The sequence below is a fragment of the Mesorhizobium sp. Ca11 genome (assembly GCF_020165275.1).
In the GTDB taxonomy this organism is placed as follows: domain Bacteria; phylum Pseudomonadota; class Alphaproteobacteria; order Rhizobiales; family Rhizobiaceae; genus Mesorhizobium.
Window position 1 is genome coordinate 61,219 of the sequence record NZ_JAIUHU010000020.1, and the last position, 25,542, is coordinate 86,760.

Consider the following 25,542-nt stretch of genomic DNA (forward strand, 5'->3'; position numbering starts at 1 on the left):
GCCCGCTTGCGCCGCGCTACTGCTCGCGCGCCTTCAGCTCCAGCCGCCGCCTATGCAGCACCGGCTCCGTATAACCGTTGGGCTGGACCGCCCCCTTGAACACCAGGTCGCAGGCTGCCTGGAAGGCGATGGAATTGTCGAAATCCGGCGCCATCGGCCGGTAGAGCGGGTCGCCGACATTCTGGCGGTCGACGATGGCCGCCATGCGTTGCAGCGAATCCCTCACCTGGATTTCCGAGCACACCTTGTGGCGCAGCCAGTTGGCGATGTGCTGCGAGGAGATGCGCAGCGTGGCGCGGTCCTCCATCAGGCCGACATCGTTGATATCGGGCACTTTCGAGCAGCCGACGCCCTGGTCGATCCAGCGCACCACGTAACCCAGGATGCCCTGCGCGTTGTTGTCGAGCTCGCGCTGGATCTCGTCCGGCGTCCAGTTCGGCCGCCTTGCTACCGGCACCGACAGGATGTCGTCGAGCTTTGCCTTCGGCCGGCTCTTCAGCGCCGCCTGCACGGCGTGCACGTCGACCTTGTGATAGTGCGTGGCGTGCAGCGTGGCGGCCGTCGGCGACGGCACCCAGGCGGTGTTGGCGCCGGCTTTGGGATGCGCGATCTTCTCAACCAGCATCGCCGCCATCAGGTCCGGCATCGCCCACATGCCTTTGCCGATCTGGGCGCGGCCAGCGAGCCCGCATTCCAGGCCGGTATCGACATTCCAGGCCTCATAGGCGGAAATCCAGGCGGCCTGCTTCATGTCGCCTTTGCGGATCATCGGGCCGGCTTCCATCGAGGTGTGGATCTCGTCGCCGGTGCGGTCGAGGAAGCCGGTGTTGATGAACACCACGCGCTCTCTTGCGGCGCGGATCGCTTCCTTGAGGTTGACGGTGGTGCGCCGCTCCTCGTCCATGATGCCCATCTTGATGGTGTTCCTGGCCATGCCGAGCAGCGCCTCGACACGGTCGAAAATCTCGACGGCGAAGGCGACCTCCTCCGGCCCATGCATCTTGGGCTTCACCACATACATAGAGCCGGCGCGGGAATTCATCCGGCGGCCGTTCGGGCCGACATCGTGCAGCGCGATCAGCGCCGTGATCGCCGCATCCATGATGCCTTCCGGCACCTCGTTGCCGTCACGATCCAGGATCGCCGGATTGGTCATCAGGTGGCCGACATTGCGCACCAGCATCAGCGAGCGGCCGGGCAGCGTAAGCGTGCCGCCGCCCCGCGAGGTGTAGGTGCGGTCCGGGTTGAGCTTGCGGACGAAGGTCTTGCCGCCCTTGGCGATCTCTTCCGCGAGGTCGCCCTTCATCAGGCCGAGCCAGTTGCGATAGACGACGACCTTATCCTGCGCATCCACGGCGGCGACCGAATCCTCGCAATCCTGAATGGTGGTCAAGGCGGCTTCGAGGAGGACGTCGGCGATGCCGGCCGGGTCGGTCCTGCCGATCTGGTTGGCGCGGTCGATCACGATTTCGATATGTAGACCGTTCTTGACCAGAAGCACCGCTTCCGGCGTGGCGGCATCACCGCGATAGCCGACGAACTGCCTTGGATCGGCGAGCGTCGTGGCGCCGGCGCCCTCGCCTGCTTTCAGCGCGCCATTGGCGACCGAGAGCCCGTTGACGCCGGCCCATTTGCCGGTGGTCAGCGGCACGGACTGGTCGAGGAAATCCTTCGCCCAGGCGATCACCTTGGCGCCGCGCGCCGGATTGAAGCCCTTGCCCTTCTCGGCGCCGCCGGTTTCGGGAATGACGTCGGTGCCGTAGAGCGCGTCATAGAACGAGCCCCAGCGCGCATTGGCGGCGTTGAGCGCATAGCGCGCATTCATCACCGGCACGACGAGCTGCGGCCCGGCAACGACCGCAATCTCGGGATCGACATGTTCCGTGCTGACGCTGAAGTCCGGCCCTTCCGGCACCAGATAGCCGATCTCCTTGAGGAAATTCTTGTAGGCCTCCATGTCGATCGGCGCGCCATTGGCGCGATACCAGAAGTCGAGCTTTTCCTGCATGGCGTCGCGCTTGGCGAGCAGCGCGCGGTTCTTCGGCGCGAGGTCGTGGACGATGACCGAAAAACCGGTCCAGAATTTTTCCGGGTCGATGCCGGTGCCGGGCGTGGCCTCCTCGGCGACGAAATCATGGAGTTCCCGGGCAATCCGCAACCCGGCGATCTCGATGCGGTCGGTCATCTGCTCGTCTCCAGATAGGTGGCTTGCCGGGCGTTTGGCATGTTTGGGGTTGCGGGGTCAATTCAGCTTAGGGTGTAGAGGGGCGCGGCCTTTTCCTTCTCCCCTTGTGGGAGAAGGTGGATCGGCGCGCAAGCGCCGAGACGGATGAGGGGTGTTCCAGCGGAGTGAGACGCTGGCTTTCCCTGGAGCACCCCTCATCCGGCCGCTTCGCGGCCACCTTCTCCCACAAGGGGAGAAGGAAAAGGCGCTAGACCGCAATCCGCGGCCGCCCCGAGGCCACGGCCACCACATGCGCCTCGATGAACATGCGCTGGCCCTCGATGGTCGAGACCTTGAACTCGGTGGAAACGTTAATCTCGGCGCTGTCGGTGCCCGCGTCCTTGGCGCGATCGGCGGCGAGCGCCCGCACATCGGCTTGCGCCGCTTCGATCGCCTTGTCCTCCTCGGTGAAGTCGCGCACCGTCTGCCCTGACGCCAGCCGGAAAAGGCCCTCCTTGGGCTGGCTGACGCGGGCTTCGGCCGAGACGCGCACCTGGCCGACCACGGCACCGAGCGCGTTGGCGACATCGGTGTCTTCCGGCACGATGCAGCCATTGCCGACCAGCGGCGGCAGGCCGGCATAATGCAGCGGCGCGGATGCGCCGAGGCCGATGACCGGGCGGTCGAGCGCGACGGTGAAGCGGGCGATGCCGGGATGCGCGTCGACGGCACGCTGCACCAGCGCGTGCGCGACGGTGGCGGCGCCGTCCAGCCCGTCCTCGGCAAAGGCGGTTTCCAAAATATATTCGGCCGACCAGCGGGTCAGCGTGACGAGCACGCGCTGCGAAATCTCCTCCGGCGTCGCCGCGATGGTCTGGCCGCGGCCGTCGCGGCGGCGGGCGAAAAGCTCGGCGCCGAGCCGGGCGGTGGCAGCGTGCCAATTGGCCTGTTTTCCCAGCACATGGGCGGCGTCGGACGGCGTGAAGCCCGAGATGTGCACCAGCCCGCGCGCGACCAGCCGGTTCAGCGTGGCGTTCTGCGCATTCGAAGCGAGCAGCCGGTCGAGCGCCAGCGGCGTGGCGCCGATCGCCTCGTAGAGTTTCGCCTCCGGCCCGGTGAGGCCGGCGGCGAGCCGGTCGGGCACGCCGGTGCGCAGGGCAAAGCGGCCGTCCATGCGGCCGGGGTTCGGCGCGCGGAGTTGGCGCTCCAGCTCGGTGGTGACGGCCTCGCCATGCACCATGCCGGACAGCGCCAGCGGCACCAGGCGGCGCGGCCCAAGCAAGATTTTTGGATCGAGCGCGCCGTCTTCCAGCGTCACTTCGGAGTCGCCGCCAAGGCCGAATGTGCGCATGGCGACGGCCTCGACCATGGTACGGAAGCCGCCGACGGTGGCGCCTTCCGGATCAAGCCGCGGCCGGCCGCCGTCGAGCACGGCGACATCGGTGGTTGTGCCGCCGATATCCGAGACCATGGCGTCGTCCAGTCCGGTCATGTGGCGGGCGCCGACAAGGCTGGCGGCCGGGCCGGACAGGATCGTCTCGATTGGCCGCTGGCGGGCAAACGCCGCCGAAACCAGCGCGCCGTCGCCGCGCACCACCATCAACGGCGCGGCGATGCCGCGTTGGCCAAGAAAGCCTTCGGTCGCCGCCACCAGCCGGTCGATCATCGAGATCAGGCGCGCGTTGAGCAAGGTGGTGAGGGCCCGGCGCGGACCGCCGAGCTTGGCCGAAAGCTCGTGGCTGGCTGTGACCGGCAGGCCTGTGATGTCGCGAATTAAATTCCGGGCGCTTAGCTCATGCGCCGGGTTGCGGGTGGCGAAATAGGCGCAGACGGCGAAGCCCGACACCGAACGCCCAAGCTCCGGCAGCGCCGCGTCGAGGCCGGAAAGGTCGAGTTTTGCCGCATTGCCGTGCACGTCATGGCCGCCGGGGCAGAACACCACCGGGTCGGTCCCAAGCGCCGTCTTCAGCCCGTCGCGCGCGAGGTCGGCCTCGGAAAAGCCGATCATGACCAGCGCCACGCGCCCGCCTTGGCTCTCGACCAGCGCGTTGGTGGCGAGCGTCGTCGACATCGAAATCAGTTTGATCGAGGCCGGATCAGTCCTGGATTGTTCCAGCACCGCGTCGACCGCGCCGGAAATACCGACGGCGAGATCGTGGCGCGTGGTCAGCGACTTGGCCTTGGCGAGCACCTTGCCCTTCGGGCTGCCTTCCTCCGACCACAGCACCGCATCGGTGTAGGTGCCGCCGGTGTCGATGCCGAGGAAGAGAGGGGGAGGCTTGGCGGTCATTCTGTGAGGCGGTCCAGGGTCAAGGGCTTTGTTGCGAAGCCCTTAGCCGATACCGGCAGGCGGATAAAGGCGGGAGAGGTGGGCCAGGGGGAGGCGCTGGAGTTTATTGGAAACGTCGACGCGAGGCCCCCCTCTCTGGCCTGCCGGCCATCTCCCCCTCAAGGGGGGAGATCAGATGTCGCCGGCGCTTTCGCCAATCGCCAACGTCGCAAAGGGGGCGCCGGCGTCCAAGCTGCCAATCTCCCCCCTTGTGGGGGAGATGGCCGGCAGGGCAGAGAGGGGGGCCTCGCGCCGGCCTGCGCAGCAGTCCTTCAAGCGCCGGCGTTTCCTATTTCGCCGTGACGGTGCCCGTCATCGAGCTGTGGATCGCACAATGGAACGGATGCGCGCCGGCGGCCGATATCTTGACCTTGGCGCGCTTGCCTTTGGCGAGTTGGCCGGTATCGAAGGAGCCGTCATCCGCCGTGGCGGTGTGCGTCTTGGAATCGGCGTTGGTGAAGGTCACGGTGTCGCCGGCGGCGACACTGATCTTGGCGGGGTGGAATTTCATGTCCTTGATCTCAACCGCGTGGTTTGCGGCGAAGGCGGGCATTGCGACGGCAAGCAAGGCAAGGGTGAGCATGGTGCGCATGGCGGATTCCTCCTGAGAGTCCTCCCCCTAAGCTAAGGCGGGCGCGGCGTTTGTCATGCCACGAACCCCACTCTTTTATGCGACCCGTCGCAAAACGGCTTGTTGGCCGAATGCCCGCAGCGGCAGAGGAAAACTTTTGTGGTCCGCGCGATGGTATGCCCCGTGCCGGTGACGATCTCGGCATTGCCTTCGACCTTGAGCGGGCCGCTGACGGTGGGGGTGACCGTCAGCGGGCCGTCTCGCGCTTCCAGCACCTGTGCTTCCTTCAGCGGCGGCTCGCCTGTGGCGGTGAAGCCGGCCTTGATGTGGCTGTTGTCGCAGAACGGCTTGTTCTGCGACAGGCCGCAGCGGCAGAGCGTGGCCCGGAAGAGGGTCTCCTCGCCGAGCACAATCTCGGCATGCACCGCCAGCGGTCCGTTCTCGCGCAGCCGCACGGTGTTGACCACCGGCGGCTTCTCCTGCGGTCCGCCATCCTTGCGGCTGTAAGTGATGGCGCCCGACGGGCAGTTTTCCGCCAGCGCCACGACCTGCTCGACGCTTGCCGCGTCAGGGTGGATCCACTCGCCCGGCGCGTTGGGCACGAAGACATGCGGGTTGCCGAGCACGCAATTGCGCGAATGGATGCAGCGCTTGCCGCTGAAGGAAACGTCGATCTTCTCGCCTTCGACCGTGCCTGCCATGTGGGTGGGGTCTCCTGTTGGGTTGAGGCGAGGCTAGGGCGATGGTGAGAGGGGCGTCAAGCTGGCCGGATGCGCAGCCTTCCCCTTCTCCCCTTGTGGGGTGAGAAGCGGTCCGCGTTAGCGGACGAAAAGCCAATTGCTTGGCTTTTCGAGCTTCGAACGCCCTGAGCCTGCGAAGGGCCGGGTGGTGGCTCGGCGCGCAACGCCGAGCCGGATGAGGGGTGCTCCAGCTTGGCAGGAACGCCGATGCACCGCTACCGCCAGGGCTGCAGACTCTCGTCCCGCACATAGGCGATGATGGTGTCGCAGACCGCATCCAAATCCTTCAGCACATCGTCGTTCCAGAACCGCAGCACGCGAAAGCCCCTGACTTTCAGCTCGGCATCGCGGCGATCCGCGCGGTGCTGCCGGCAATCTCAACGACGAGCTTGGCCTCGGCGCAAAGGAAATCCGCCACGAACCGACCAATCGGCACTTGCCGCCTAAATTTGATGTTGTCGAGACGACGACCGCGCAATTCCTGCCATAGACGGTCCTCCGCGTCGGTCGACTCACGGCGCATCGACCGAGCGAAATTCCTTTTGGCCGGGGTTACGGTTTGGTGGGGCATGGCGGAAGACTGGCCGATGTAGGTGACCGCTCAAGTATCCGGCGTCTCACTCCGCTGGAGCACCCCTCATCCGTCTCGGCGCTGCGCGCCGATCCACCTTCTCCCACAAGGGGAGAAGGAGAAGAGCTACTCCTCCAGGTCGATCTCCTCGGTCTGGCCGCCGCTGCAGGTGTAGCAGCAGTCCTCGCAGGTTTCCTTGTTGTTGGGGCCGACGCCCCAATAGGTTTCTTCATCGCCGTCGACCCAGGCGCCGTAGCAGATCTTCTCGCCCTCGTTGCACGAGATCGGCAATTGCTTGGTCTCGCCGTCGTCGAGATAGAAATCCTTGCCATCGCCCGGCCACACATAGTCGCGGTCCTGGCTATAGAGCTCGACACGCATGGCGTTGGCATGATTGTTCTTGATCTGGAAGGTGACGTCGCCGGCACGGGCGGCAGGCGCGATGAGGACGGCAAGCGAAAGCGCGGCGGCAACGCGGCGCGCGAAGGTGGAAGACATGAGAACCCCCGGTCGAATCGGCCCCTGCGGCCGATGGCTGGATGATGACATGGCGGGCGCATATGCCAAGGGGTGGCGGCGAAAATGGCTGACGGAATTTGGGGGACTTCCCCTTCTCCCCTTGTGGGAGAAGGTGGCTCGGCGCGCAGCGCCGAGACGGATGAGGGGTGTTCCAGCTTGGCGAAGACGCCCGGTGGCATCACCGCCAGGGCTGCAAACTCTTATCTTTCACATACGCAATAATGGTATCGCAGACCGCATCCAGCTCTTTCAGCACATCATCGTTCCAGAACCGCAGCACGCGAAAGCCTCTCGCCTTCAATGCGGCGTCGCGCTCCAGATCACGGAGCGACTCCGCATGCTGGCTGCCGTCGATTTCGACGATGAGTTTTGCCTCGGCGCAGAGGAAATCCGCGACGAACCTGCCTATCGGCACCTGCCGCTTGAACTTGATATTGTCCAGTCGCCGGCCGCGCAATTCGTGCCATAAGCGGTCTTCCGCCTCTGTCGGCTCGCGGCGCATCGACCGGGCGAAATTGCGTTTGGCCGGGGTTACGGGTTGGTGCGGCATGGCGGAAGATTAGCCAATGTTGGTGCCCGCTCAAATATCCGGCGCCTCACTCCGCTGGAGCACCCCTCATCCGTCTCGGCGCTATGCGCCGAGCCACCTTCTCCCACAGGGGGAGAAGGGGAAGCGCTCCACTACTCGGCCAGATCCACCGTCTCTGTGGAATGCTCGGTGCAGATGAAGCAGCAGGTGTCGCAGGGCTGGTCGTTGTCGGGGCCGACGCCGGCGGTGACGGAATCGTCGCCGTTCACCCAGGCGCCCCAGCAGATATGCTCGCCCGGCTCGCAAGAGATCGGCACGGATTTCCGTGCCTTCGGGCGGATGAGGAACACCTTGTCGTCGCCCGGCCAGACTTTTTGGCTGTCACGGCTGAACAGCTCGACCGCGACGCCGTCCGAACGCTGGTTGCGCACGAAGACGGACATGTCGGCGGCGAAGGCCGGGGTGCTGAGGAGAAGGAAGGCGAGCAGAGCGCGAATCATGGCGAGGTCCCCCGGGAGGGAAGTAGAGCACGGGTTGAGACGGGGCGCGACCTCCCCTTCCCCCCTTGTGGGGGAAGGTGGCTCGGCGCGTAGCGCCGAGACGGATGAGGGGTGTTCCAGCTTGGCGAGGCCGTTCGTTGCAAGCGGCGCATTGTACCCAATCGCCGATGCCTCATTCCTTCCAACACCCCTCATCCGGCCGCTTCGCGGCCACCTTCTCCCACAGGGGGAGAAGGGGAAGTCAGCGCTTGACCACCACATGCGGCGCGAATGTCTTCACCGCATCCACAATCTCCTCTCCCCGCACGTCGAGCGACGAGATTTCCATATGCACGATGTTCCGGCCGAAGGGCATCAGGCCGAAGGCGTTGGCGGAGGAATAGCGGATTGCGTCGGGCGGCTCCTCGGTGAGCTCGAAATTGAGCATCGCCGCGCCTTTGCCGCCGGCGGCGAGCCGCACGCTCCGCACCTTGCTCCATGGCACCAGCACGTCGCCGGCGCGAGCATCGCTGAAACCTTGGCTGTCCAGAACCACCTTGGCCGAACTGTCGAAAGCGCCGCGCGCGATGAAGGCGCCAAGCCCCAGGCAGGCGGCGCCGAGCAGCGCGATCCACAGCACATGCCCGCTGTTCGCCCCCGAAGCCACGCCCTGCAGCGCGCCGAAGCCGAAAATGCCGCCGAGCAGGAACGGCCCGACGGCGGGCAGGATCTTTCCCGACGGGCTGTTGCGGATTTCGAGCGGCGCGGCCATCGCCTTCGCGCTCAACGCTGCGGCTTCAGCAAAGTCCAGATCCAGCCGATGAAGGTCAGCACCAGGAACGGATAGCCGAGCGCCGGCAGCGGCGCCGAGGTGGGCAAAAGCGGCGCGCCCCACAGGATCATGACGACCGAGACGGCGAAGAGCGCAGCGGCGACGGAGGCCGTGAGCCGCATCCACAGCGCGAAAGTGGCCTGCGCGCTGACCATGACCAGCCCCGCCGCCCACAGCGCGATTCCGCCGGCATAGGAGGGCACTGAGGCCTGCAGGCCCGCCGCATTGCCGGCCAGAAGCAGGCTCTCGCCGGCCAGGAAAGTCAGGAACCCGGCCGCGACGAGATCATTGCCGAGCCGCTGGTATTTCATCGTCAGCAGCGCCGTGGCGACGACGATGCCCACGCCATCGATCGTCCAGACCGTCTCGCGCAGCGCGTCGCTGGCAACGAAAGTGCCCGCCAAGCCAAAAGCGCCGCCGATGGCGAGGCCGATTGCGGCGACGGTGTCCGAGGTGGAGCGCATGCGATGTCTCCCCAAGCCGGAGGGAGGATACAACGGGCTGGGAGGATGGTGAAGGGTGAGCCTCAGCTGCTCGTGTTTGTCTTGCCGCCGAGCTCTACGTCTGATTTTCTCCTGCGAAACAAATCATCGGTGAGCAAATGATCACTATTCTGACTTGGACCGCACTGGGATGTGGGTTGATAAGCGCTGCCCTTTGGTGGGCATCGAGCTATTTCTCGATAGAGACCGTAAAGAGCCTTGATAACAGAGGGGGCGATGGGGATATCGCACTCCAGATTGAACCGGGTAAATTCATGGTCTTCAGAAACAACCGGGTCGCGCGCATAAATTCTCTTGCAGCGTTGTTTGCAGGTCTGGCGATTGCCGCTCAAGCGCTAATGGCCGTTGCTAATTAAGGCATAGCACAGCTCCAACCTCACCGCTTTGCTACAAGCCAACAGGTTGGCGAGAGTGCTGAAACAGCTGCGATCACTTCCGCTATGGAAAGCGTGCCGCCCATAGGAGAACTGTTTTCGCTTCGGGTATGATTTCGTACAGGACATAGACCATCGGGATGCGCGCCAGCGGCGGACTGTTAAAAGTCCAAAGACCGATAGCGTTGAGGGCTGGATGGGGGGTTCCCACGGCGTAGGGATTAAACCCCAGACCGTCCTCAATGCTTGAAAACAAATCTATCAGATCGTCGATATCATACCGACCTTCGTCGAGACAATTCGACCAAGCGCGATCGAAAAGCTCCTGAATCAATACCCGCCAAGGGCGAGTTCTGGGATTTCGATCTATGACCTGCAATCTTTTCCGCTTCAGCCTCACCCCATGCCACAGCATCAGGAGAAGCAATATTGGGAATCAAATGAATCGCGTTATGATACGGAATGATGTCGCCGAACTCCACCATCTCCCAGACCATGTCGTGGGAAAAGTCGCTTATGGTTTTGGCGGAATTGTTATTGCAAACAAAATCCACCATCTCATTTAGCGTAGTTTTTTCATCGGCGCTAAGCTGGTTTGTATCTGGGCTGCCGTTGAGCTTGAACTGCTTTTTCAAAAACCCGTGATAATCGACCCTCTCGATCGACACATCTCCAGTGCGGGCAAGTTCATCCAGCACCGATAGGACTGCATCGCAGGTAGGCCCAAAAGGGCGCTTTCGATACTCTGCTCCCGTGACCGGCTGACCGGTATCGAGAAAGGTCAGCATGTCTGAATAGTAAAGAACTTTGTGTAGCTTTACAGCGCCCAACCGGTCAGGCTTGCACTGTCCTATGACATGCAAGACCGCCGCTCGCAGTTTGTCGCGGCTGAAATTGATTTTCGCGCTGCTCATATCGCTAAGTATAGGCGAAAACGCCTTGATCTGCAAGTTATTGATTCGCAATAGATTTCTCGATTCTTATCAATCGGTTAGGTAAGCTTTCCCTTCAAAGAAGCCTGCCCTGTAACCTCCGGCCCCGCCAGCAAGCCCGCCCCTCAATCGCCCATCTTCAGCGCCTGGATAAACGCCTCCTGCGGGATATCCACCTTGCCGAACTGGCGCATCCGCTTCTTGCCCTCTTTCTGCTTGTCGAGCAGCTTGCGCTTGCGGGTCACGTCGCCGCCGTAGCACTTGGCGGTGACGTCCTTGCGCAGCGCCGAGATGGTCTCGCGGGCGATGACCTTGCCGCCGATTGCGGCCTGGATCGGGATCTTGAACAGATGGTGCGGGATTAGCTCCTTCAGCTTCTCGCACATGGCGCGGCCGCGCTTTTCCGCAGCCGTGCGGTGCACCAGCATGGACAAAGCGTCGACCGGCTCCTCGTTGACCAGGATCGACATCTTGACCAGGTCGCCCTCGCGATAGTCGGTCAGGTGATAGTCGAAGGAGGCGTAGCCCTTGGAGATCGACTTCAGCCGGTCGTAGAAATCGAAGACCACCTCGTTGAGCGGCAGGTCGTAGGTCAGCATGGCGCGTTTGCCGACATAGGAGAGATCGGCCTGGATGCCGCGCCTGTCCTGGCAAAGCTTCAGGATGCCGCCGAGATAGTCGTCGGGCGTCAGGATGGTGGCGCGGATCCACGGCTCCTCGATCGAGGCGATCTTGACCACGTCGGGCATGTCGGCCGGGTTGTGCAGTTCCTTCACCGAGCCGTCGTTGAGATTCAGGCGATAAACCACGCTCGGCGCCGTGGCGATGAGGTCGAGGTTGAACTCGCGCTCCAGCCGCTCCTGGATGATCTCCAGATGCAGCAGGCCGAGGAAGCCGCAGCGATAGCCGAAGCCGAGCGCGGCGGAGGTTTCCATCTCGTATGAGAAGCTCGCATCGTTGAGGCGCAATTTGCCGACGGCGGCGCGCAAATCCTCGAAATCGGCGGCGTCGACCGGGAACAGGCCGCAGAACACCACCGGCTGCGCCGGCTTGAAGCCGGGCAGCGCCTTTTGCGTCGGGCGGCGGTCCTCGGTGATGGTGTCGCCGACGCGGGTGTCGGCCACTTCCTTGATCGAGCCGGTGAAGAAGCCGAACTCGCCGGGGCCGAGCTCGTCGACATTGACGCGGGCCGGCTTGAACACGCCGGTGCGCTCGACGAGGTATTTCGCGCCGGTGCCCATCATGCGGATGGTCTGGCCCTTCTTCATCACGCCGTCGATGATGCGCACCAGAACGATGACGCCGAGATAGGCGTCGTACCAGCTATCGACCAGCATGGCCTTCAGGGGCGCGGCGATGTCGCCCTCGCGCGGCGGCGGCAGCTGATGGACGATCGCCTCCAGCACGTCGGGCACGCCAAGCCCGGTCTTGGCCGAGATCAGCACCGCATTGGAGGCGTCGAGGCCGATCACCTCCTCCACCTGCTCGCGGATGCGCTCGGGCTCGGCCGCCGGCAGGTCGACCTTGTTCAGCACCACGACGATCTCGTGATTGTTGTCGATGGCCTGGTAGACATTGGCCAGCGTCTGCGCCTCGACGCCCTGGGAGGCGTCGACCACCAGCAGCGAGCCCTCGCAGGCGGCCAAGGAGCGCGACACCTCATAGGCGAAGTCGACATGGCCGGGGGTGTCGATGAGGTTCAGCACATAATCCTCGCCGTTCTTGGCGCGGTAGTTGAGCCGAACGGTCTGGGCCTTGATGGTGATGCCGCGCTCGCGCTCGATATCCATCGAGTCCAGCACCTGCTCCTTCATATCGCGCTCCTCCAGCGTGCCGGTGAGCTGGATCAGCCGGTCGGCAAGCGTGGATTTGCCATGGTCGATATGGGCGACGATGGAGAAATTGCGGATATGGTCGAGGGGCGTCGTCATGCGGCGGGCTTTAGCAGGGGCGGGGTTGAGGGGCAAGCGGAACGCCTTTTTCCCTTCTCCCCTTGTGGGAGAAGGTGGATCGGCGCGCAGCGCCAAGACGGATGAGGGGTGTTGGACGGAACTCAGCGGCCAGCTAGTCTGGCGCAATGCCGCACCAGCCCGTCACCCAAGCCAAACGCAGCTTTGCCCGGACGCTCCGCCGTGAGATGACGGAGGCTGAGCACAAGCTGTGGCAGGAATTGCGCGACCGCAGGCTCGATCGGATCAAGTTTCGCCGGCAGGTGCCCATTGGAAAATACGTCGCCGATTTCGCTTGTCTCGAGGCGCGGCTCATCGTCGAGCTGGATGGTAGCCAGCACGGGGACTCGGAATCGGATTTGGCCCGCGGAGCTGAATTGAACGCGAGAGGATTTCGGATCTTGCGCTTTTGGAACGACGATATCCTGAAAGATATGAGCGGCGTCTGCGATACGATCATCGCCTATGTGAAGGATACCAGCCTGCAGCCCTGGCGGTGAGCGGGTAGAGGTCTCACTCCGCTGGAGCACCCCTCATCCGTCTCGGCGCTGCGCGCCGATCCACCTTCTCCCACAAGGGGAGAAGGGAAATGCTCCACATCACAAACCGGTGAAGCTGTAACGAACCTCTCCACTCCGACGAAATGAAGCATGACCCCGCAACGGAGACTGCTTCCCATGACCGGATCGACAACAAGGATGGCCCTGCTCGCCGGCGCGATGCTGGCGGCCACGATGGGCGCGGCGACCGCGCAGCCCCTCACTGTGGTCGAGCTGTTCACCAGCCAGGGCTGCTCGTCCTGCCCGCCGGCCAATGCCAACCTGATCAAGGTCAAGGACCAGCCGGGCGTGCTGGCGCTGTCGTTCAACGTCACCTACTGGGACTATCTCGGCTGGAAGGACACGTTCGGCCGCAAGGAATTCACGGAACGCCAGGTGACCTACGAGCCGTCGCTCGGCCGTGACGGGCCGTTCACGCCGCAAGTGGTGGTGAACGGCAGGAGCGACGGCGTGGGCGCCGCGCCGGGCGAGATCCAGAGCCTGATCGCCAAAGGCGGCCGCACGCAGGGCCCGGAGCTTTCGCTTGGGCAGGACAAGGTCAGCATCGGCGCCGGCAAGGCGCCGGGCGGCGGCGCCGATATCTGGCTGGTGCGCTACACAAGAGGTGTCGTCGAGGTGCCGGTGGCGCGCGGCGAGAACACCGGCCGCACGCTGCCGCACGCCAATGTCGTGCATGCGCTGACCAAGCTCGGCAGCTGGAACGGCACGGCGACGACGCTGCCGCTGCCGGCAGCCGCCGGGGGCTTGAGCACCGCGGTGCTGGTTCAGGCGCCAGGCGGCGGACCGATCCTGGCCGCGGCCGCCAACTGACCTTTTTTCCCCTTCGCGCGGGGCCGCATCAGCGGCAACGCTTCACCAGGGCCCGCATGCGCGCGCCAAACCCAAGGAGACCACCCATGACCAAGTTCCTCACGCTGCCGGCGCTGGCCTTCGCGCTTTCCGCATCCGTCTTCGTCGCCGGCGCCCGCGCCGACGGCACGGCCAATGCGATGAAGCCCGCCAATGCGATGGCGACCGACGCCATGAAGCCGGCGGACGCGATGAAGCCGGCGACGGACGCGATGAAGCCCGCCGATGCCATGAAACCCGACGCGATGAGCACCGAGGCGATGAAGCCGGCAACGGATGCTATGAAGCCGGCGGATGCGATGAAGCCCGCCACCGACGCAATGAAGCCTTCGACGGATGCCATGAAGCCAGCGGACACCACCGCTCAGTAGGGTGAGCTGGCGATCCGCCTGCGTCGCCGGCCTGCGAGGCAATCGCACAGGGCAGCGCAGCCCCCGCTCCGTCTCGGCGCTGCGCGCCGATCCACCTCTCCCCCGCTTTGCGGGGGCGAGGAAATGCCAGCTGCCGAAGGCGAGGAAACGCCAATCACCGAGGGCGCGGCTTTTGCAAGCCTGGGTTCCTCGCCCCCGCCAAAGGCGGGGGAGAGGTGGCTCGGCAAAGCCGAGACGGAGAGGGGGAGCGCCGTCGGCGGTTACACACCGCCGCACATCAAAGTGAGAACCGCTTCGCGGCTGTGTTCGTATATAATGGAACAACAACAAGGAGACCCAACATGACCGGCATTGAAAAGAAAGCCGCGCAGCGGCCATTCCTTGCCAAAGGTGCGCTGGCGGCGCTGGTGCTCAGCGCGGCAGCGGCCCTGTGGCAGACACCGGCCCGCTCGGCCGAGGACGCGGTGGTGATCCCGCCGCCAGCGATTGACGAGAAGGCGGCGAGCGGCACCGAAAAGGCGATCTTCGCCGGCGGCTGCTTCTGGGGCGTGCAGGGCGTGTTCCAGCACGTCAAGGGCGTCAGCAAGGCGGTGTCCGGCTATACCGGCGGCAGCGCCGAAAACGCCGTCTATGAAGTCGTCGGCACCGGCCGCACGGGGCACGCCGAATCCGTCGAGATCACCTACGACCCGTCGAAGGTCACCTACGGCCAGCTGCTGCAGGTCTATTTCTCGGTCGCGCACAATCCGACGCAGCTCAACTACCAGGGGCCGGACCGGGGCACGCAATACCGCTCGACGATCTTCGCAGAGAACGACGAGCAGAAGAAGGTCGCGGAGAGCTACATCGCCCAGCTCGACAAGGCCAAGGTGTTCGGCAAGCCGATCGTCACCACGCTCGAAACCGGCAAGACCTTCTATCCGGCCGAGGATTACCATCAGGACTTCCTGACGCTGAACCCGACCTATCCTTATATCGTCTACAACGACCTGCCCAAGATCGAGAATTTGAAGGCGCTGTTCCCCAAGCTTTACAGCGAGAAGCCGGTGCTTGTGCTGGCCTCCAGCAAGAGCTGAGCGACACCCGCTCGTCGTCATCCACGGGCGGAGCAAGGAGCGCAGCGACGCGCGCAGACCCGAGGATCCATTCCGTGCCGTCCGAGCGCTACGGCGGTGCAGAATTCTGCTCCGCTGCAGTCTTCGACCAAGGTCACGGCATGGATTCCAGGGTCTGCGCGACGCCGCTTCGCGGCTGCTCCGCCCTGGAATGACGAAGCTGGGGTATGTGTCCGCGTGGGCAGGCGGCATGCCTTGGCGATTGGCCAACACGGCCCGGCCTTCGTCATCCACGGGCGGAGCAAGGAGCGAAGCGACGCGCGCAGACCCGAGGATCCATTCCGTGATCAATGAGCGCCGCAACGGTGCGGAATTCTGCCCGGCTGCATCCTTCGATCAAGGTCACGGCACGGATTCCAGGGTCGCCGCGACGCCGCTTCACGGCTGCTCCGCCCTGGAATGACGACGTTGAGGGGCTTGCGCCAATCTCCGAGGTTCGCACTTTCGGTTGACGAAGCCATCCGCCCTTTGTTTTGCTGGCAAAACAGAACACAATGTGAAGCAGTTCATAGAATTATACTTGACGCTGCAAAACATTGACATCCGATCTTCTGCCGCCACATAATCATCGCCGTCACTCTTTTGAAAATTCTGTTTCAGCTGATCCGGAGCGCTGCTTCCGGGGCGGATTCTTGTTGGCTGCATTGTTGGGCCGGGCATGCCGGCCGCGCTTCGGGAACAACGACGGATGGGGAGGAACGACAGATGGCCATCGACATAAAAGTCTCCGTCTACACCAATGGCGACGACGCCTTCGTCGCCTGGGCGCCGAGCGACTTCATCGCCGGATGCCGGGGTTTTCTGCTCGAGCGCGGCCGCAAGGCCGGGGCGAGCGAGAGGATCGAGCCGGTGGAGAATCGCGTCGGCTTCACCAAGGACAAGCCGAAATCGGGCGACCACAGGCCGTCGGATGTCTGGCCCTTCCAGCGCTTCAACTGGACCGACCATGCCGCCGATGTCGGCAATGTCGTGCGCTACCGGGTGACAGCGATGATGAGCGCCGGACCCGGCAAGCCGCTGACCAAGGGCGTGTCGAGCGACTGGACGGACTGGGCGACGCTCGCCACCGACGCCGGCGGCGGCTTTTCCTGCTACTTCAACCGCGGCCTGGTTCTGTCGCAATTCGTCGCCCGCTACATGGCCAAGAACAAGCTGTCGCCCGCGGCCTTCAAGAAGAGCCTGCAGACCAATGGCGACGCAAAATTCCGGGCTTTCCTCGAAGGCGATCTCGGGCTGCGCATGGTCGGGTTGACGCAGGTCGCCGGCGACGAGTTGCATGCCGCGCTCTACGAGCTCGGCGACGCGACGCTGGAGACGGCGCTGATCGGGCTCGGGCCGCGGCTCCATCTCATCCTCGCCAACGGCTCCGACAAAAGCGGCGACGGCAACAAGGAGGCGCGTAAGAACCTCAACGACCACGGCATCGCGACCATCGACCGGATGCTGAAATCGAAAGGCCTTGGCCACAACAAATTCGTCGTCGTGTCCAAGGACGGCGAGCCGAAGATGGCGTGGACCGGCAGCACCAACTGGAGCACGACCGGCCTGTGCACGCAGGTCAACAACGGCTTGCTGATCGAGGACGCGGCGGTCGCGGCGCATTTCCGCAAGCATTGGGACCTGTTGAAGGACGCCTCGCCGCCCAAGACCGACCCGGCCAATTTCACGCCGGCGCTGATGGCGGACAACGACGCGCCCAAGACTTTTACGGTCGGGACCGCCAAGACGACGGTGTGGTTCACCCGCACCTCGGATGGCGCCGACATGGCGGCGCTGCGCGACGTCATCGCCTCGGCCAAACAGGCGGTGCTGTTCTTGATGTTCACGCCGGGCAAGCAGGGGCTGCACACGCTGGCCGGCCAGCGTGCCAGGGAAAAGGGCATGTATGTGCGCGGTGTGGTCTCGACGCTGAGCGCGGAGGAGGGCGGCACCGAGCAGAATTTCCTCGATATCGACCTGGTGAGCAGCGACCGGAAATTCACGCCCGACCGCTACGCGGTGGCGCAGCCGCAGGGCCTCGACGCGCCGCTCGGGCCGTGGATCGCCGAAGTCAACCGGCGGAGCTTCCTGTCGCAGATCGGCCACGCCATCGTGCACTCGAAGATCCTGGTGACCGACCCGCATTCGAACGACTGCGTGGTGGTGACCGGCAGCCACAATTTCTCGGCGCCGGCGAGCGAGAAGAACGACGAGAACCTGGTGATCGTGCGCGGCCACAGGAAGCTTGCCGCCGCCTATGCCACCTACGCGATGTCGGTCTACAGCCACTACCGCTACCGCTCCTACATCCGCGAGATGCGGGCCCAAGGCAGGACGCCGTGGAGCTATCTCGACGACGACGACCAGTGGCTGAAGACCGAGCTCAGGACCAAGGCGCAGGAGATCGCGTTCTGGACGCAGGGTTAGTCCTTCTCCCCGTTTCACGGGGAGAAGGTGCCCGACGGGCGGATGAGGGGCAGCGCCGGCATCTGCGGCTAACCGCCGACCCATAACTGCCTGACAGGTCAGCGCCGCCCCTCATTGCCCTGTCGGGCATTTCTCCTGGCGCGACTGGTCAGGCCGAGGCTTGATTGCCACGTGGTTCCCCCAATCCGTCGCTGCTTCGCAGCGCCACCTTTCCCCCTCCGGAGGGAAAGGAAGGGAGCGTTGCTGGAGGGGCGTTGACGGCAAAAAGCTTGGCGTGCCTTTCCTCTACCCCGTCGATCGGGGGAGAGGTGGCTCGGCGAAGCCGAGACGGAGTGGGGGTCGACCAGCGCTGCATAAGATAATGCATGCGCCAAGCTGCCATGCACGCTATCGCCAAAGACCAGCCGCTTGTGTGCATGCCGTGGCGTAAATGGGGAGAAAGAATCTGTCGTGGGCGGCGGCGCTCCAGTCGCCGAGGCCGGTATACCTGGTCTGGCAAGGGCCGCCAGTTGGGCGCTCCCTGTCCAGAACTGTCAGCAGCAGCGGCGATTGACAGTTGCACCCGGCGGCATCCGACCTATATGAGATCACCTTTCCAGCCGGCCGTATTTCAGCATGTCATCCATCATCTCGATCTCCGGTGTCACGAAAACCTATGCCACCGGCTTCAAGGCGCTGAAGGAAATCAATCTCGACATCGAGCGCGGCGAAATCTTCGCGCTGCTCGGGCCCAACGGCGCCGGCAAGACGACGCTGATCTCGATCGTCTGCGGCATCGTCAACCGCTCGTCGGGCACTGTCACGGTGGGCGGCCACGACATCGGCCGCGACTACCGCGCCGCGCGCAGCCTGATTGGGCTGGTGCCGCAGGAGCTCACTATCGACGCCTTCGAGACGGTCTGGGCCACGGTGAACTACAGCCGCGGCCTGTTCGGCAAGGCGCCCAACGCGGCCTTCGTCGAGAAAGTGCTGCGCGACCTCTCGCTGTGGGACAAGAAGGATTCCAAAGCGATCACCCTGTCCGGCGGCATGAAGCGCCGGCTGATGATCGCCAAGGCGCTGTCGCACGAGCCGCGCGTGCTGTTCCTCGACGAGCCGACGGCCGGTGTCGATGTCGAATTGCGCCAGGACATGTGGGCGATGGTGCGGCGGCTGCGCGAGGACGGCGTCACCATCATCCTCACCACGCATTACATCGAAGAGGCCGAAGCGATGGCCGACCGCGTCGGCGTCATCAACAAGGGCGAGATCATCCTGGTCGAGGGCAAGGCCGAGCTGATGCGCAAGCTCGGCCGCAAGCAGATGAATCTGGAGCTGCGCGCGCCGCTTGCCGCCGTTCCGGACGGCCTGTCGCACTATTCATTGGAGCTGTCGGACGACGGCAACCAGCTCACCTACACCTATGACAACCAGAGCGACCGTCCGGGCGTCGCTTCGCTGATCCGCGACCTCGAGGCGGCCGGCGTCCAGTTCCGCGACCTCGACACCAAGAACAGCTCGCTCGAAGAGATCTTCGTCAATCTTCTGAGGCAAGAGCCATGAACCTGCGTGCGGTATGGGCGATCTACCGGGTGGAGATGGCGCGCGCCTTCCGCACGGTGCTGCAGAGCATCATCTCGCCGGTCATCTCGACATCGCTCTATTTCGTCGTCTTCGGCTCGGCCATCGGCTCACGCATCACCGAGATCGACGGCATCGCCTATGGCGCCTTCATCGTGCCGGGGCTGATGATGCTGTCGCTGTTGACGCAGTCGATCTCCAACGCCTCCTTCGCCATCTATTTCCCGAAATTCGTCGGCTCGATCTATGAGCTCCTGTCGGCGCCGGTCTCCTACCTGGAAATCATTATCGCCTATGTCGGGGGTGCCGCGACCAAGTCGGTCATGCTCGGCCTGATCATCCTGGCCACCGCGGCGCTTTTCGTGCCGCTCAGGATCGAGCACCCATTCTGGATGATCGCCTTCCTGGTGCTGACCGCGGTGACCTTCAGCCTGTTCGGCTTCATCATCGGCATCTGGGCAAAGACCTTCGAGCAGCTGCAGCTGGTGCCGCTGCTCATCGTCACGCCGCTCACCTTCCTCGGCGGCAGCTTCTATTCGATCCACATGCTGCCCGGCATCTGGAAGACGATCACGCTGTTCAATCCGGTCGTCTACCTGATCAGCGGGTTCCGCTGGAGTTTTTATGGCAAGGCCGACGTCTCGGTCGGCGTCAGCCTCGGCATGACGGTGATGTTCCTGGCCATCTGCATCGCGATCGTCGCTTGGATATTTAAAACCGGCTACCGGTTGAGAAACTGACGGAGTTCCTCTCCCCATGGCTACGCTATGCACATATTCCGAGCAGCTGGCCTTTGGCGATAGCGTGCACGGCAGCTTGGCGCAAGCATTGTCCAACGTAGCGCTGGTCGACCCCCACTCCGTCTCGGCTTCGCCGAGCCACCTCTCCCCCGATCGACGGGGGAGAGGAAAGGCGCCAAGCTTTCAACGCTCGTCCAGCAAGGCTCCCTTCCTTTCCCTCCGGAGGGGGGAAAGGTGGCGCTGCGAAGCAGCGACGGATTGGGGGAACCACGTGGCAATCAAGCCTCAGGTCGATCAGTCACGCCAGTCACAGAAGATGTGTGCATAGCGTAGACCAAGCGGGGCGAGGAAAGAGCCTGCTCTAAACCGCCTTGATCAGCCGCAGCAGGCCCAGCATTTCCACGAAGGTCCCTTTGCGGAACGCGATATAGGTCGGCTCCTCGATACCATGGAAGCGGCGCTTGAAGGCCGCCTGGCCCTGCAGGTTGAAGCGCGAGCGGTTGACCCAGGGCGAGTTGTAGGCGCGCTGGAAGGTGCCGCGCCAGAAGCTCGATTCGGCGAACCCGCTCGGCTCGATGTCGAGCAGCGGCGAGAGGCCGAGCGTCACCTGTGAGACGCCCTCCTCGCGAAAGCGGTCGACCGCGAATTTGGTCAGGCCGATCTCGGCATGTGGCGTCGCGTCGACCTGTTTGCGCTTGAAGGAGGTGGTGTAGCCGATGACCTTGCCGTCGCGAAACAACGGATCGAAGTCGAGGATGGCGAGAAGCCGGCCTTCAGGTCCGTGCAGGAGGAAGCGGCGCATGTCGGCGCCGATCTCTTCGGAAAAACGACGGTTGAGGAACCCCATTTCCCAGCGCTTGATGATGCGCTCCTTGCGCCAGTCGGCGGAAAGCTGCTTGATCTCGTCCTGCAGCCCGTCGCCCTTGTCCTCGGCGAGGGTAAAACCCTTCTTCGTCAGCCAGCGCTCGGAATAGCGCACGGTCTCGTTGCGCTTGCCGGAAAAATCATGCGCAGGCAGCGGCAGCCTGGTGTCGATGCCGAGGCGATTGACCTGGTAGCCGAGGCCGGCGAGCACCTTGGCCGTGTCGGCGCCGACCTGGACGAACCAGGGGCTGCCTGCGGCCTCGACGAAGCGCTTGATATAGGCCGGACGGTCGGCCGGGTCCGCCACCGGATCGCCAAGCGCGAAATGACGGCTCATCTTGGTGCCGAAGGCGATGTAGCCGTCGCCATCGCTGAAATAGGACAGTTTCTGCTGCACCGCCGTCGAATAGGCGAGCGAGAAATCGCCGTAACGGCGCACCAGCGCCAGGCGTTCGTCGTCCGTCAGGTCGCGTCGCGGGACCTTGGGTGCCACGGCGTCGAGAAGCCTGTCGAAATAGATGCGCAGGGGCGCCATGAGCTCCGCGTGCCAAGAATGGATGACCTGCCGCCCTCAGGTCGCGAATCGCTGGCGACCGCCGCCGGCCGCGTCGCGTCAGCGCGATATAGGATGCAATCGGCCGCGAATGAAGGGCCAATACCCGAAAGCGTCCGAATCGCCCATCGGCTGCCGCAACGGACATGCAAAATCGGGTTGATATTTCCATGTAATGTTATATATCGAGTTATCGATATATGGCTGGGCTATTATGGAAGACGTTCTCCGATCCCTCGGCTTTCTGTGCCTCGGCAGCCGGATGAAGCGTATAGGCGAGCAGTTGCAGGCCGACACGCAGCGCGTGCTCGACCGCCTGGACATGCGCATCCAGTCGAGCCAGTACCCGCTGCTCGCCGCGCTCGACAGGTTGGGCCCGCTGCCGGTCGGCGAGCTGGCGCAATCTCTGGGCGTTGCGCAACCGGGCGTGACACGCAGCGTGGCGCTGCTTGCTGAGCTGGGGCTTGTCGAGGTCAACCCCTCGGAAGAAGACCAGCGGCGCAGGATCGTTTCGCTGAGCCGCAACGGCAGGCGGCTGGTCGACCAGGCCAAGCGGGACATCTGGCCGAGCATCGAAAATGCCGTGGCGGATCTGTGCGCCGATCTTTCCGGGCCGCTGCTCGGCCAACTTGCGGCAATCGAGGATCGTCTGGCCGCAACACCGCTCCATCGCCGCGCCGAAAACGCCAAACTGGCCGCATCATGAAACATGTTCTCGACCGCCCCATCTGGAGCGCGCTTGCCACGCGGCACCAGGCTTTCGCCGAAGGCGGCGACCTTGCCAGGCGATATCGTCCGTCGATCGTGCCCTTCGCTGCCACTGCCGCCAACGATGCGGACAGCTTGCGGGCGCTGGCCGGGCTTCTCCCGCCGGGCGAAACAGCCATCCTGGTCCAGGCGGATGAGATCGCCCTGCCGCCGGAAATTTCCGCGATCTCGGCAGCGCCGCTGGTGCAGATGATCGCCGAAGCGCCGATGCCATCGGCGTCCGATGAGCGCATCCGGCAGCTGACAAAAAGGGACGCGGCGGAAATGCTGGCGCTCGCGTCTCTTACCAGGCCCGGCCCTTTCACGCTGGAGGCGCTGAGCCTCGGCGATTTCTGGGGCATCAGGATCGACGGCCGGCTGGCGGCGATGGCCGGCGAGCGCATGAAGCAGCCCGGCTACAGCGAGCTCAGCGGCGTGTGCACACATCCGGATTTCCGCGGCGGCGGCCTTGCCCGCCTGCTGTCGGTGTTCGTCGCCGGCCGGATCGCGGCACGCGGCGAGGTTCCATACCTGCACGCCTATGACAGCAACGCTGCGGCGATCAGGCTTTACGAGTCCATCGGCTTCCGCTTGAGAAGCAAGATGAACATGGCCATGGTCCAACGCGCGGAGTGACGAAAGGGAGGATTTGATCGAAATCCTCCCTCTCGACGTCTCAGCTACAAGAGGTCACACCGCGATCTTGCCGCCGCCCTGCTTCGTAATCGCAACGACGGACGGCCGCACCGGCATGTCCGGCTTGAAGTCCGGCCAGCGGGTCGACGGGTCCTCGTAATAGGACGGGCGGCCGAACCCTTCCCAGTCCTCGCCACCGTCGCCCGGGTGCTGGACGGCGACGAAAGCCGTCTGGTCGTCGGGCGCGAACAGCGGACCGCACATTTCGGCGCCGATCGGCACGCGGAAGAACAGTTTCGACGTTGCCCGCGCGGCACCCTCGGTATCGACGGCCCAGAGGCCGTCGGTGCGGCCGGTGGCCTTCGGGCCCTGGCCGTCGGTGGCGACCCACAGGCGCCCGGCGGAATCGACGGCGCAATTGTCCGGCATGCCGAACCAGCCATGGGCGGTGGTCGCGGTCGAGAAAGTGGCGCCGACATCGGCAACGGACGGATCGCCGCATTTCAACAGCACTTCCCATTTGCCCTTGGTGGCGGCGAAATCGCCGCCGTCCTCGACGATCTCGATGATGTGGCCGAAAGCGTTCTCGGCGCGCGGATTGGCGGCGTCGACCTGCTCGGCCTTGCGCTTGGAATTGTTGGTCAGCATGACATAGACCTTGCCGTTGCCGGCATTGGGCTGGATGTCCTCCGGCCGGTCCATCTTGGTGGCGCCGAGCAGGTCGGCGGCGCGGCGCGTCTCGATGAGAACGTCGGCCTGGGAAGCAAAACCGTTCTCCGCCGTCAGCGGGCCTTGACCGAAAACGATCGGCATCCATTCGACCGAGCCGTCCTCGGCGAATTTGGCGACATGCAGCGTGCCGTCGTCGAGCAGGTTCATGTTGGCGGCGCGGTCATTGGGGTTGAACGTGCCGGCGGTGACGAATTTGTAGATATAGTCGAAGCGCTCGTCGTCGCCGAGATAGAAAACGACGCGGCCGTCCTTGGCGACGATCGACTCGGCACCCTCATGCTTGAAGCGGCCCATGGCGGTGCGCTTTCTAGGCACCGAGTTCGGATCGTTGACGTCGACCTCGACGATCCAGCCGAAGCGATTGGGCTCGTTCGGCTCCTTGGCAAGGTTGAAGCGGTCGTAATGCGCGCCCCACTCATAAGCGCCTTCCGGAATGCCGAGGCGCTTGTAATTAGCGGCTTCCTTGTGACCCTCCGGCAATTCGCCCGAGAAATAGCCGTGGATGTTCTCCTCGGCCATCACATAGGTGCCCCAGGGCGTGACGCCGCCGGCGCAATTGTTGAGCGTGCCGAAGACCTTGGTGCCGGACGGGTCCGCATTGGTCCTGACGCGGTCATGGCCGGCGACCGGGCCGGACAGCGCCATCTCGGTGGTCGACATGATGCGGCGGTTGAGCTTGCCGTCGCGCACCACTTGCCATTTGCCGCCTTGCTTGCGGATCTCGACGATGGTGCCGCCATGCGCGGCCATCTCGACATCGACCTGCTCCTTCGAGAGCGGCGCCACCTCGGCCTTCTTCTTGCCGTCCTTCTCGACGACCGAGACGATGCCGGGGAACATCAGATGCGGGTTGGTGTATTCGTGGTTGACGACCAAAAGGCCGTGCTCGGCCGAGCCGTCGATCGGAATATAGCCGACATAGTCGTTGTTGTAGCCGAACTGTCTTGCCTGGGCTTCGGCCGACTGCTTCAGCGGATCGAAGTCGGGGGAATCGGCAAACAGCGGATCGCCCCAGCGCAACAGCACGTCGGCGTCATAGCCGGGCGCGACATGGTGCTTGTCGTCGATGCCGGCTTCGAGCTCGTCGAACTTGAAGGCCGAAGCCTCAGCGGCGCGCGCCTCGTCGGCCGCAATCAGCGCCAGCGGGCTGACGGTGGCGGCGATGGCCGACACGGCCAGCGAACCCATGAGAAAGCCGCGGCGCGAGAAACGCGCGGCGATGATCTCGCCCATGGTGCTGTTGTCGGTCGGGTTGACCGGCGGGCCGTCATTTTCCTCGAGCTGGCTGGTCCGGAAACGGGTCTCAGGGGTCACGGTCATGAGTTTGTCCTCTGGCTTCTGAGTGGCTGGGGATTTTGACCTTTCGACCCCTAAAGCGCGCCCATCACATTTTCGTGACACTGCCGTGATAGAACCGCAATAGTTGTTTGCCGGCTCGCGGCGGCTTTTGCGACACCCGGCTTCAGTCCCTTGAGCGCCTGCGCTTCGCTGCGGTCAGCTTGACGGCATCGCCCGCTTCGGAAACAAGGGCTGGCCGGCGTGGCGACGGCGCTTCAAAAAAGGGACGGCAAGGTGAGTTTCTGGGGACTGGCGCAGCTCGGCATTTCGACCGTGATATTCCTGCTGGCGGCGACGGCGGCCAAGCAATGGGGGATGGCGCCGAGCTTGGCCAAGCTCCTTTTGACGCTGGCGCTCTACTCGGCCGGCAATCTGATCATGCTGAGACTGGTGCGCGAGTTCGGCATGTCGGTATCGTTCAGCCTATCGGCGGTGATCCAGCTCGTCGCGGTCAATGTCGTGGCGCTCGCCTTCTTCGGCGAACGGCTCAATGCCTTGCAGGCGATCGGCATGGTGCTGGCGATCGCCGCGGTCGCGCTGATCACGCTCGGGCCCTATATGCAGCGGCTGTAGCTGGAC

General features: G+C 64.1%; 24 protein-coding genes and 1 pseudogene. 11 read left to right on the plus strand and 14 right to left on the minus strand.

Annotated features, from left to right (window positions below; genetic code table 11):
- Positions 1-16 precede the first annotated feature (16 nt).
- From LB538_RS26470 to LB538_RS26515, 10 genes and pseudogenes are all read right to left on the minus strand, one after another.
- Entirely contained in the window at positions 17-2,185 is a 2,169-nt protein-coding gene (locus LB538_RS26470) for a malate synthase G (protein ID WP_224532195.1), read from the minus strand.
- 247 nt (positions 2,186-2,432) lie between these two features.
- Positions 2,433-4,454 (minus strand): hydantoinase/oxoprolinase family protein, encoded by a 2,022-nt coding sequence (locus LB538_RS26475; protein WP_224532824.1) that lies wholly within the window; start codon positions 4,452-4,454, stop codon positions 2,433-2,435.
- 328 nt (positions 4,455-4,782) lie between these two features.
- Complete coding sequence (locus LB538_RS26480) at positions 4,783-5,085, minus strand: cupredoxin family copper-binding protein (RefSeq protein ID WP_224532826.1); 303 nt, start codon at positions 5,083-5,085, stop codon at positions 4,783-4,785.
- Between the two features lie 53 nt (positions 5,086-5,138).
- Positions 5,139-5,765, minus strand: coding sequence for a CDGSH iron-sulfur domain-containing protein (locus tag LB538_RS26485; protein ID WP_224532828.1), 627 nt, complete (start codon positions 5,763-5,765; stop codon positions 5,139-5,141).
- A gap of 254 nt (positions 5,766-6,019) precedes the next feature.
- A pseudogene (locus tag LB538_RS26490) lies at positions 6,020-6,375 on the minus strand (endonuclease domain-containing protein).
- A gap of 126 nt (positions 6,376-6,501) precedes the next feature.
- Positions 6,502-6,873, minus strand: a complete 372-nt coding sequence (locus tag LB538_RS26495; RefSeq protein WP_224532616.1) for a hypothetical protein — start codon at positions 6,871-6,873, stop codon at positions 6,502-6,504.
- A 199-nt stretch (positions 6,874-7,072) separates the two neighbouring features.
- Entirely contained in the window at positions 7,073-7,444 is a 372-nt protein-coding gene (locus LB538_RS26500) for an endonuclease domain-containing protein (RefSeq protein WP_224532617.1), read from the minus strand.
- A 131-nt stretch (positions 7,445-7,575) separates the two neighbouring features.
- A complete protein-coding gene (locus LB538_RS26505) occupies positions 7,576-7,923 on the minus strand; it encodes a hypothetical protein (RefSeq protein ID WP_140700776.1) in 348 nt (115 codons plus the stop codon).
- Between the two features lie 241 nt (positions 7,924-8,164).
- Positions 8,165-8,689, minus strand: coding sequence for a hypothetical protein (locus tag LB538_RS26510; protein WP_224532618.1), 525 nt, complete (start codon positions 8,687-8,689; stop codon positions 8,165-8,167).
- On the minus strand, positions 8,686-9,198 hold the full coding sequence (locus tag LB538_RS26515) for a hypothetical protein (RefSeq protein WP_224532619.1): 513 nt from the start codon (positions 9,196-9,198) through the stop codon (positions 8,686-8,688). Before LB538_RS26515 ends, LB538_RS26510 begins: the two co-directional genes overlap by 4 nt.
- Positions 9,199-9,335: 137 nt before the next feature.
- Between LB538_RS26515 and LB538_RS26520 the strand changes: the two genes are divergently transcribed.
- The gene (locus LB538_RS26520; protein WP_224532620.1) at positions 9,336-9,593 is read left to right on the plus strand and encodes a hypothetical protein; all 258 of its coding nucleotides are present in this window, start codon (positions 9,336-9,338) and stop codon (positions 9,591-9,593) included.
- Between the two features lie 293 nt (positions 9,594-9,886).
- Here the strand turns inward: LB538_RS26520 and LB538_RS26525 are convergent, their stop codons facing one another.
- Together LB538_RS26525 and lepA are read right to left on the minus strand one after the other, a co-directional pair.
- Positions 9,887-10,561, minus strand: a complete 675-nt coding sequence (locus LB538_RS26525) for a Panacea domain-containing protein (protein WP_224532621.1) — start codon at positions 10,559-10,561, stop codon at positions 9,887-9,889.
- Between the two features lie 107 nt (positions 10,562-10,668).
- On the minus strand, positions 10,669-12,474 hold the full coding sequence (lepA, locus tag LB538_RS26530) for a translation elongation factor 4 (protein ID WP_095769428.1): 1,806 nt from the start codon (positions 12,472-12,474) through the stop codon (positions 10,669-10,671).
- A 146-nt stretch (positions 12,475-12,620) separates the two neighbouring features.
- Here lepA and LB538_RS26535 point away from each other — a divergent pair, with 146 nt between their 5' ends.
- From LB538_RS26535 to LB538_RS26565, 7 genes are all read left to right on the plus strand, one after another.
- Positions 12,621-12,992, plus strand: a complete 372-nt coding sequence (locus tag LB538_RS26535) for an endonuclease domain-containing protein (protein ID WP_224532622.1) — start codon at positions 12,621-12,623, stop codon at positions 12,990-12,992.
- Positions 12,993-13,169: 177 nt separating this feature from the next.
- Entirely contained in the window at positions 13,170-13,862 is a 693-nt protein-coding gene (locus LB538_RS26540) for a DUF1223 domain-containing protein (protein ID WP_224532623.1), read from the plus strand.
- An 86-nt stretch (positions 13,863-13,948) separates the two neighbouring features.
- Positions 13,949-14,272, plus strand: a complete 324-nt coding sequence (locus tag LB538_RS26545; RefSeq protein ID WP_224532624.1) for a hypothetical protein — start codon at positions 13,949-13,951, stop codon at positions 14,270-14,272.
- A gap of 341 nt (positions 14,273-14,613) precedes the next feature.
- Positions 14,614-15,348 carry a peptide-methionine (S)-S-oxide reductase MsrA gene (gene msrA, locus LB538_RS26550; protein ID WP_224532625.1) on the plus strand — a complete coding sequence of 245 codons (735 nt, stop codon included), beginning with the start codon at positions 14,614-14,616 and terminating at the stop codon, positions 15,346-15,348.
- A gap of 744 nt (positions 15,349-16,092) precedes the next feature.
- Complete coding sequence (locus LB538_RS26555; protein WP_224532626.1) at positions 16,093-17,793, plus strand: phospholipase D-like domain-containing protein; 1,701 nt, start codon at positions 16,093-16,095, stop codon at positions 17,791-17,793.
- A gap of 615 nt (positions 17,794-18,408) precedes the next feature.
- Positions 18,409-19,335 (plus strand): ABC transporter ATP-binding protein, encoded by a 927-nt coding sequence (locus LB538_RS26560; protein WP_224532627.1) that lies wholly within the window; start codon positions 18,409-18,411, stop codon positions 19,333-19,335.
- Positions 19,332-20,093 carry an ABC transporter permease gene (locus LB538_RS26565; protein ID WP_140845276.1) on the plus strand — a complete coding sequence of 254 codons (762 nt, stop codon included), beginning with the start codon at positions 19,332-19,334 and terminating at the stop codon, positions 20,091-20,093. Before LB538_RS26560 ends, LB538_RS26565 begins: the two co-directional genes overlap by 4 nt.
- Positions 20,094-20,454: 361 nt before the next feature.
- Here LB538_RS26565 and LB538_RS26570 read toward each other — a convergent pair whose 3' ends face one another.
- Positions 20,455-21,492, minus strand: coding sequence for a phosphatidylglycerol lysyltransferase domain-containing protein (locus tag LB538_RS26570; RefSeq protein WP_224532628.1), 1,038 nt, complete (start codon positions 21,490-21,492; stop codon positions 20,455-20,457).
- 232 nt (positions 21,493-21,724) lie between these two features.
- On the opposite strand from LB538_RS26570, the gene LB538_RS26575 reads away from it, so the two are divergent.
- Together LB538_RS26575 and LB538_RS26580 are read left to right on the plus strand one after the other, a co-directional pair.
- Positions 21,725-22,216: a MarR family winged helix-turn-helix transcriptional regulator gene (locus LB538_RS26575; RefSeq protein WP_224532629.1), complete on the plus strand. Its 492-nt coding sequence runs from the start codon at positions 21,725-21,727 to the stop codon at positions 22,214-22,216.
- Positions 22,213-22,893: a GNAT family N-acetyltransferase gene (locus tag LB538_RS26580; RefSeq protein WP_224532632.1), complete on the plus strand. Its 681-nt coding sequence runs from the start codon at positions 22,213-22,215 to the stop codon at positions 22,891-22,893. Before LB538_RS26575 ends, LB538_RS26580 begins: the two co-directional genes overlap by 4 nt.
- A gap of 54 nt (positions 22,894-22,947) precedes the next feature.
- Here the strand turns inward: LB538_RS26580 and LB538_RS26585 are convergent, their stop codons facing one another.
- Complete coding sequence (locus LB538_RS26585) at positions 22,948-24,945, minus strand: PhoX family protein (protein ID WP_224532633.1); 1,998 nt, start codon at positions 24,943-24,945, stop codon at positions 22,948-22,950.
- Positions 24,946-25,197: 252 nt separating this feature from the next.
- Between LB538_RS26585 and LB538_RS26590 the strand changes: the two genes are divergently transcribed.
- Entirely contained in the window at positions 25,198-25,536 is a 339-nt protein-coding gene (locus LB538_RS26590) for a hypothetical protein (protein WP_140847158.1), read from the plus strand.
- The last annotated feature ends 6 nt before the right edge of the window (positions 25,537-25,542 follow it).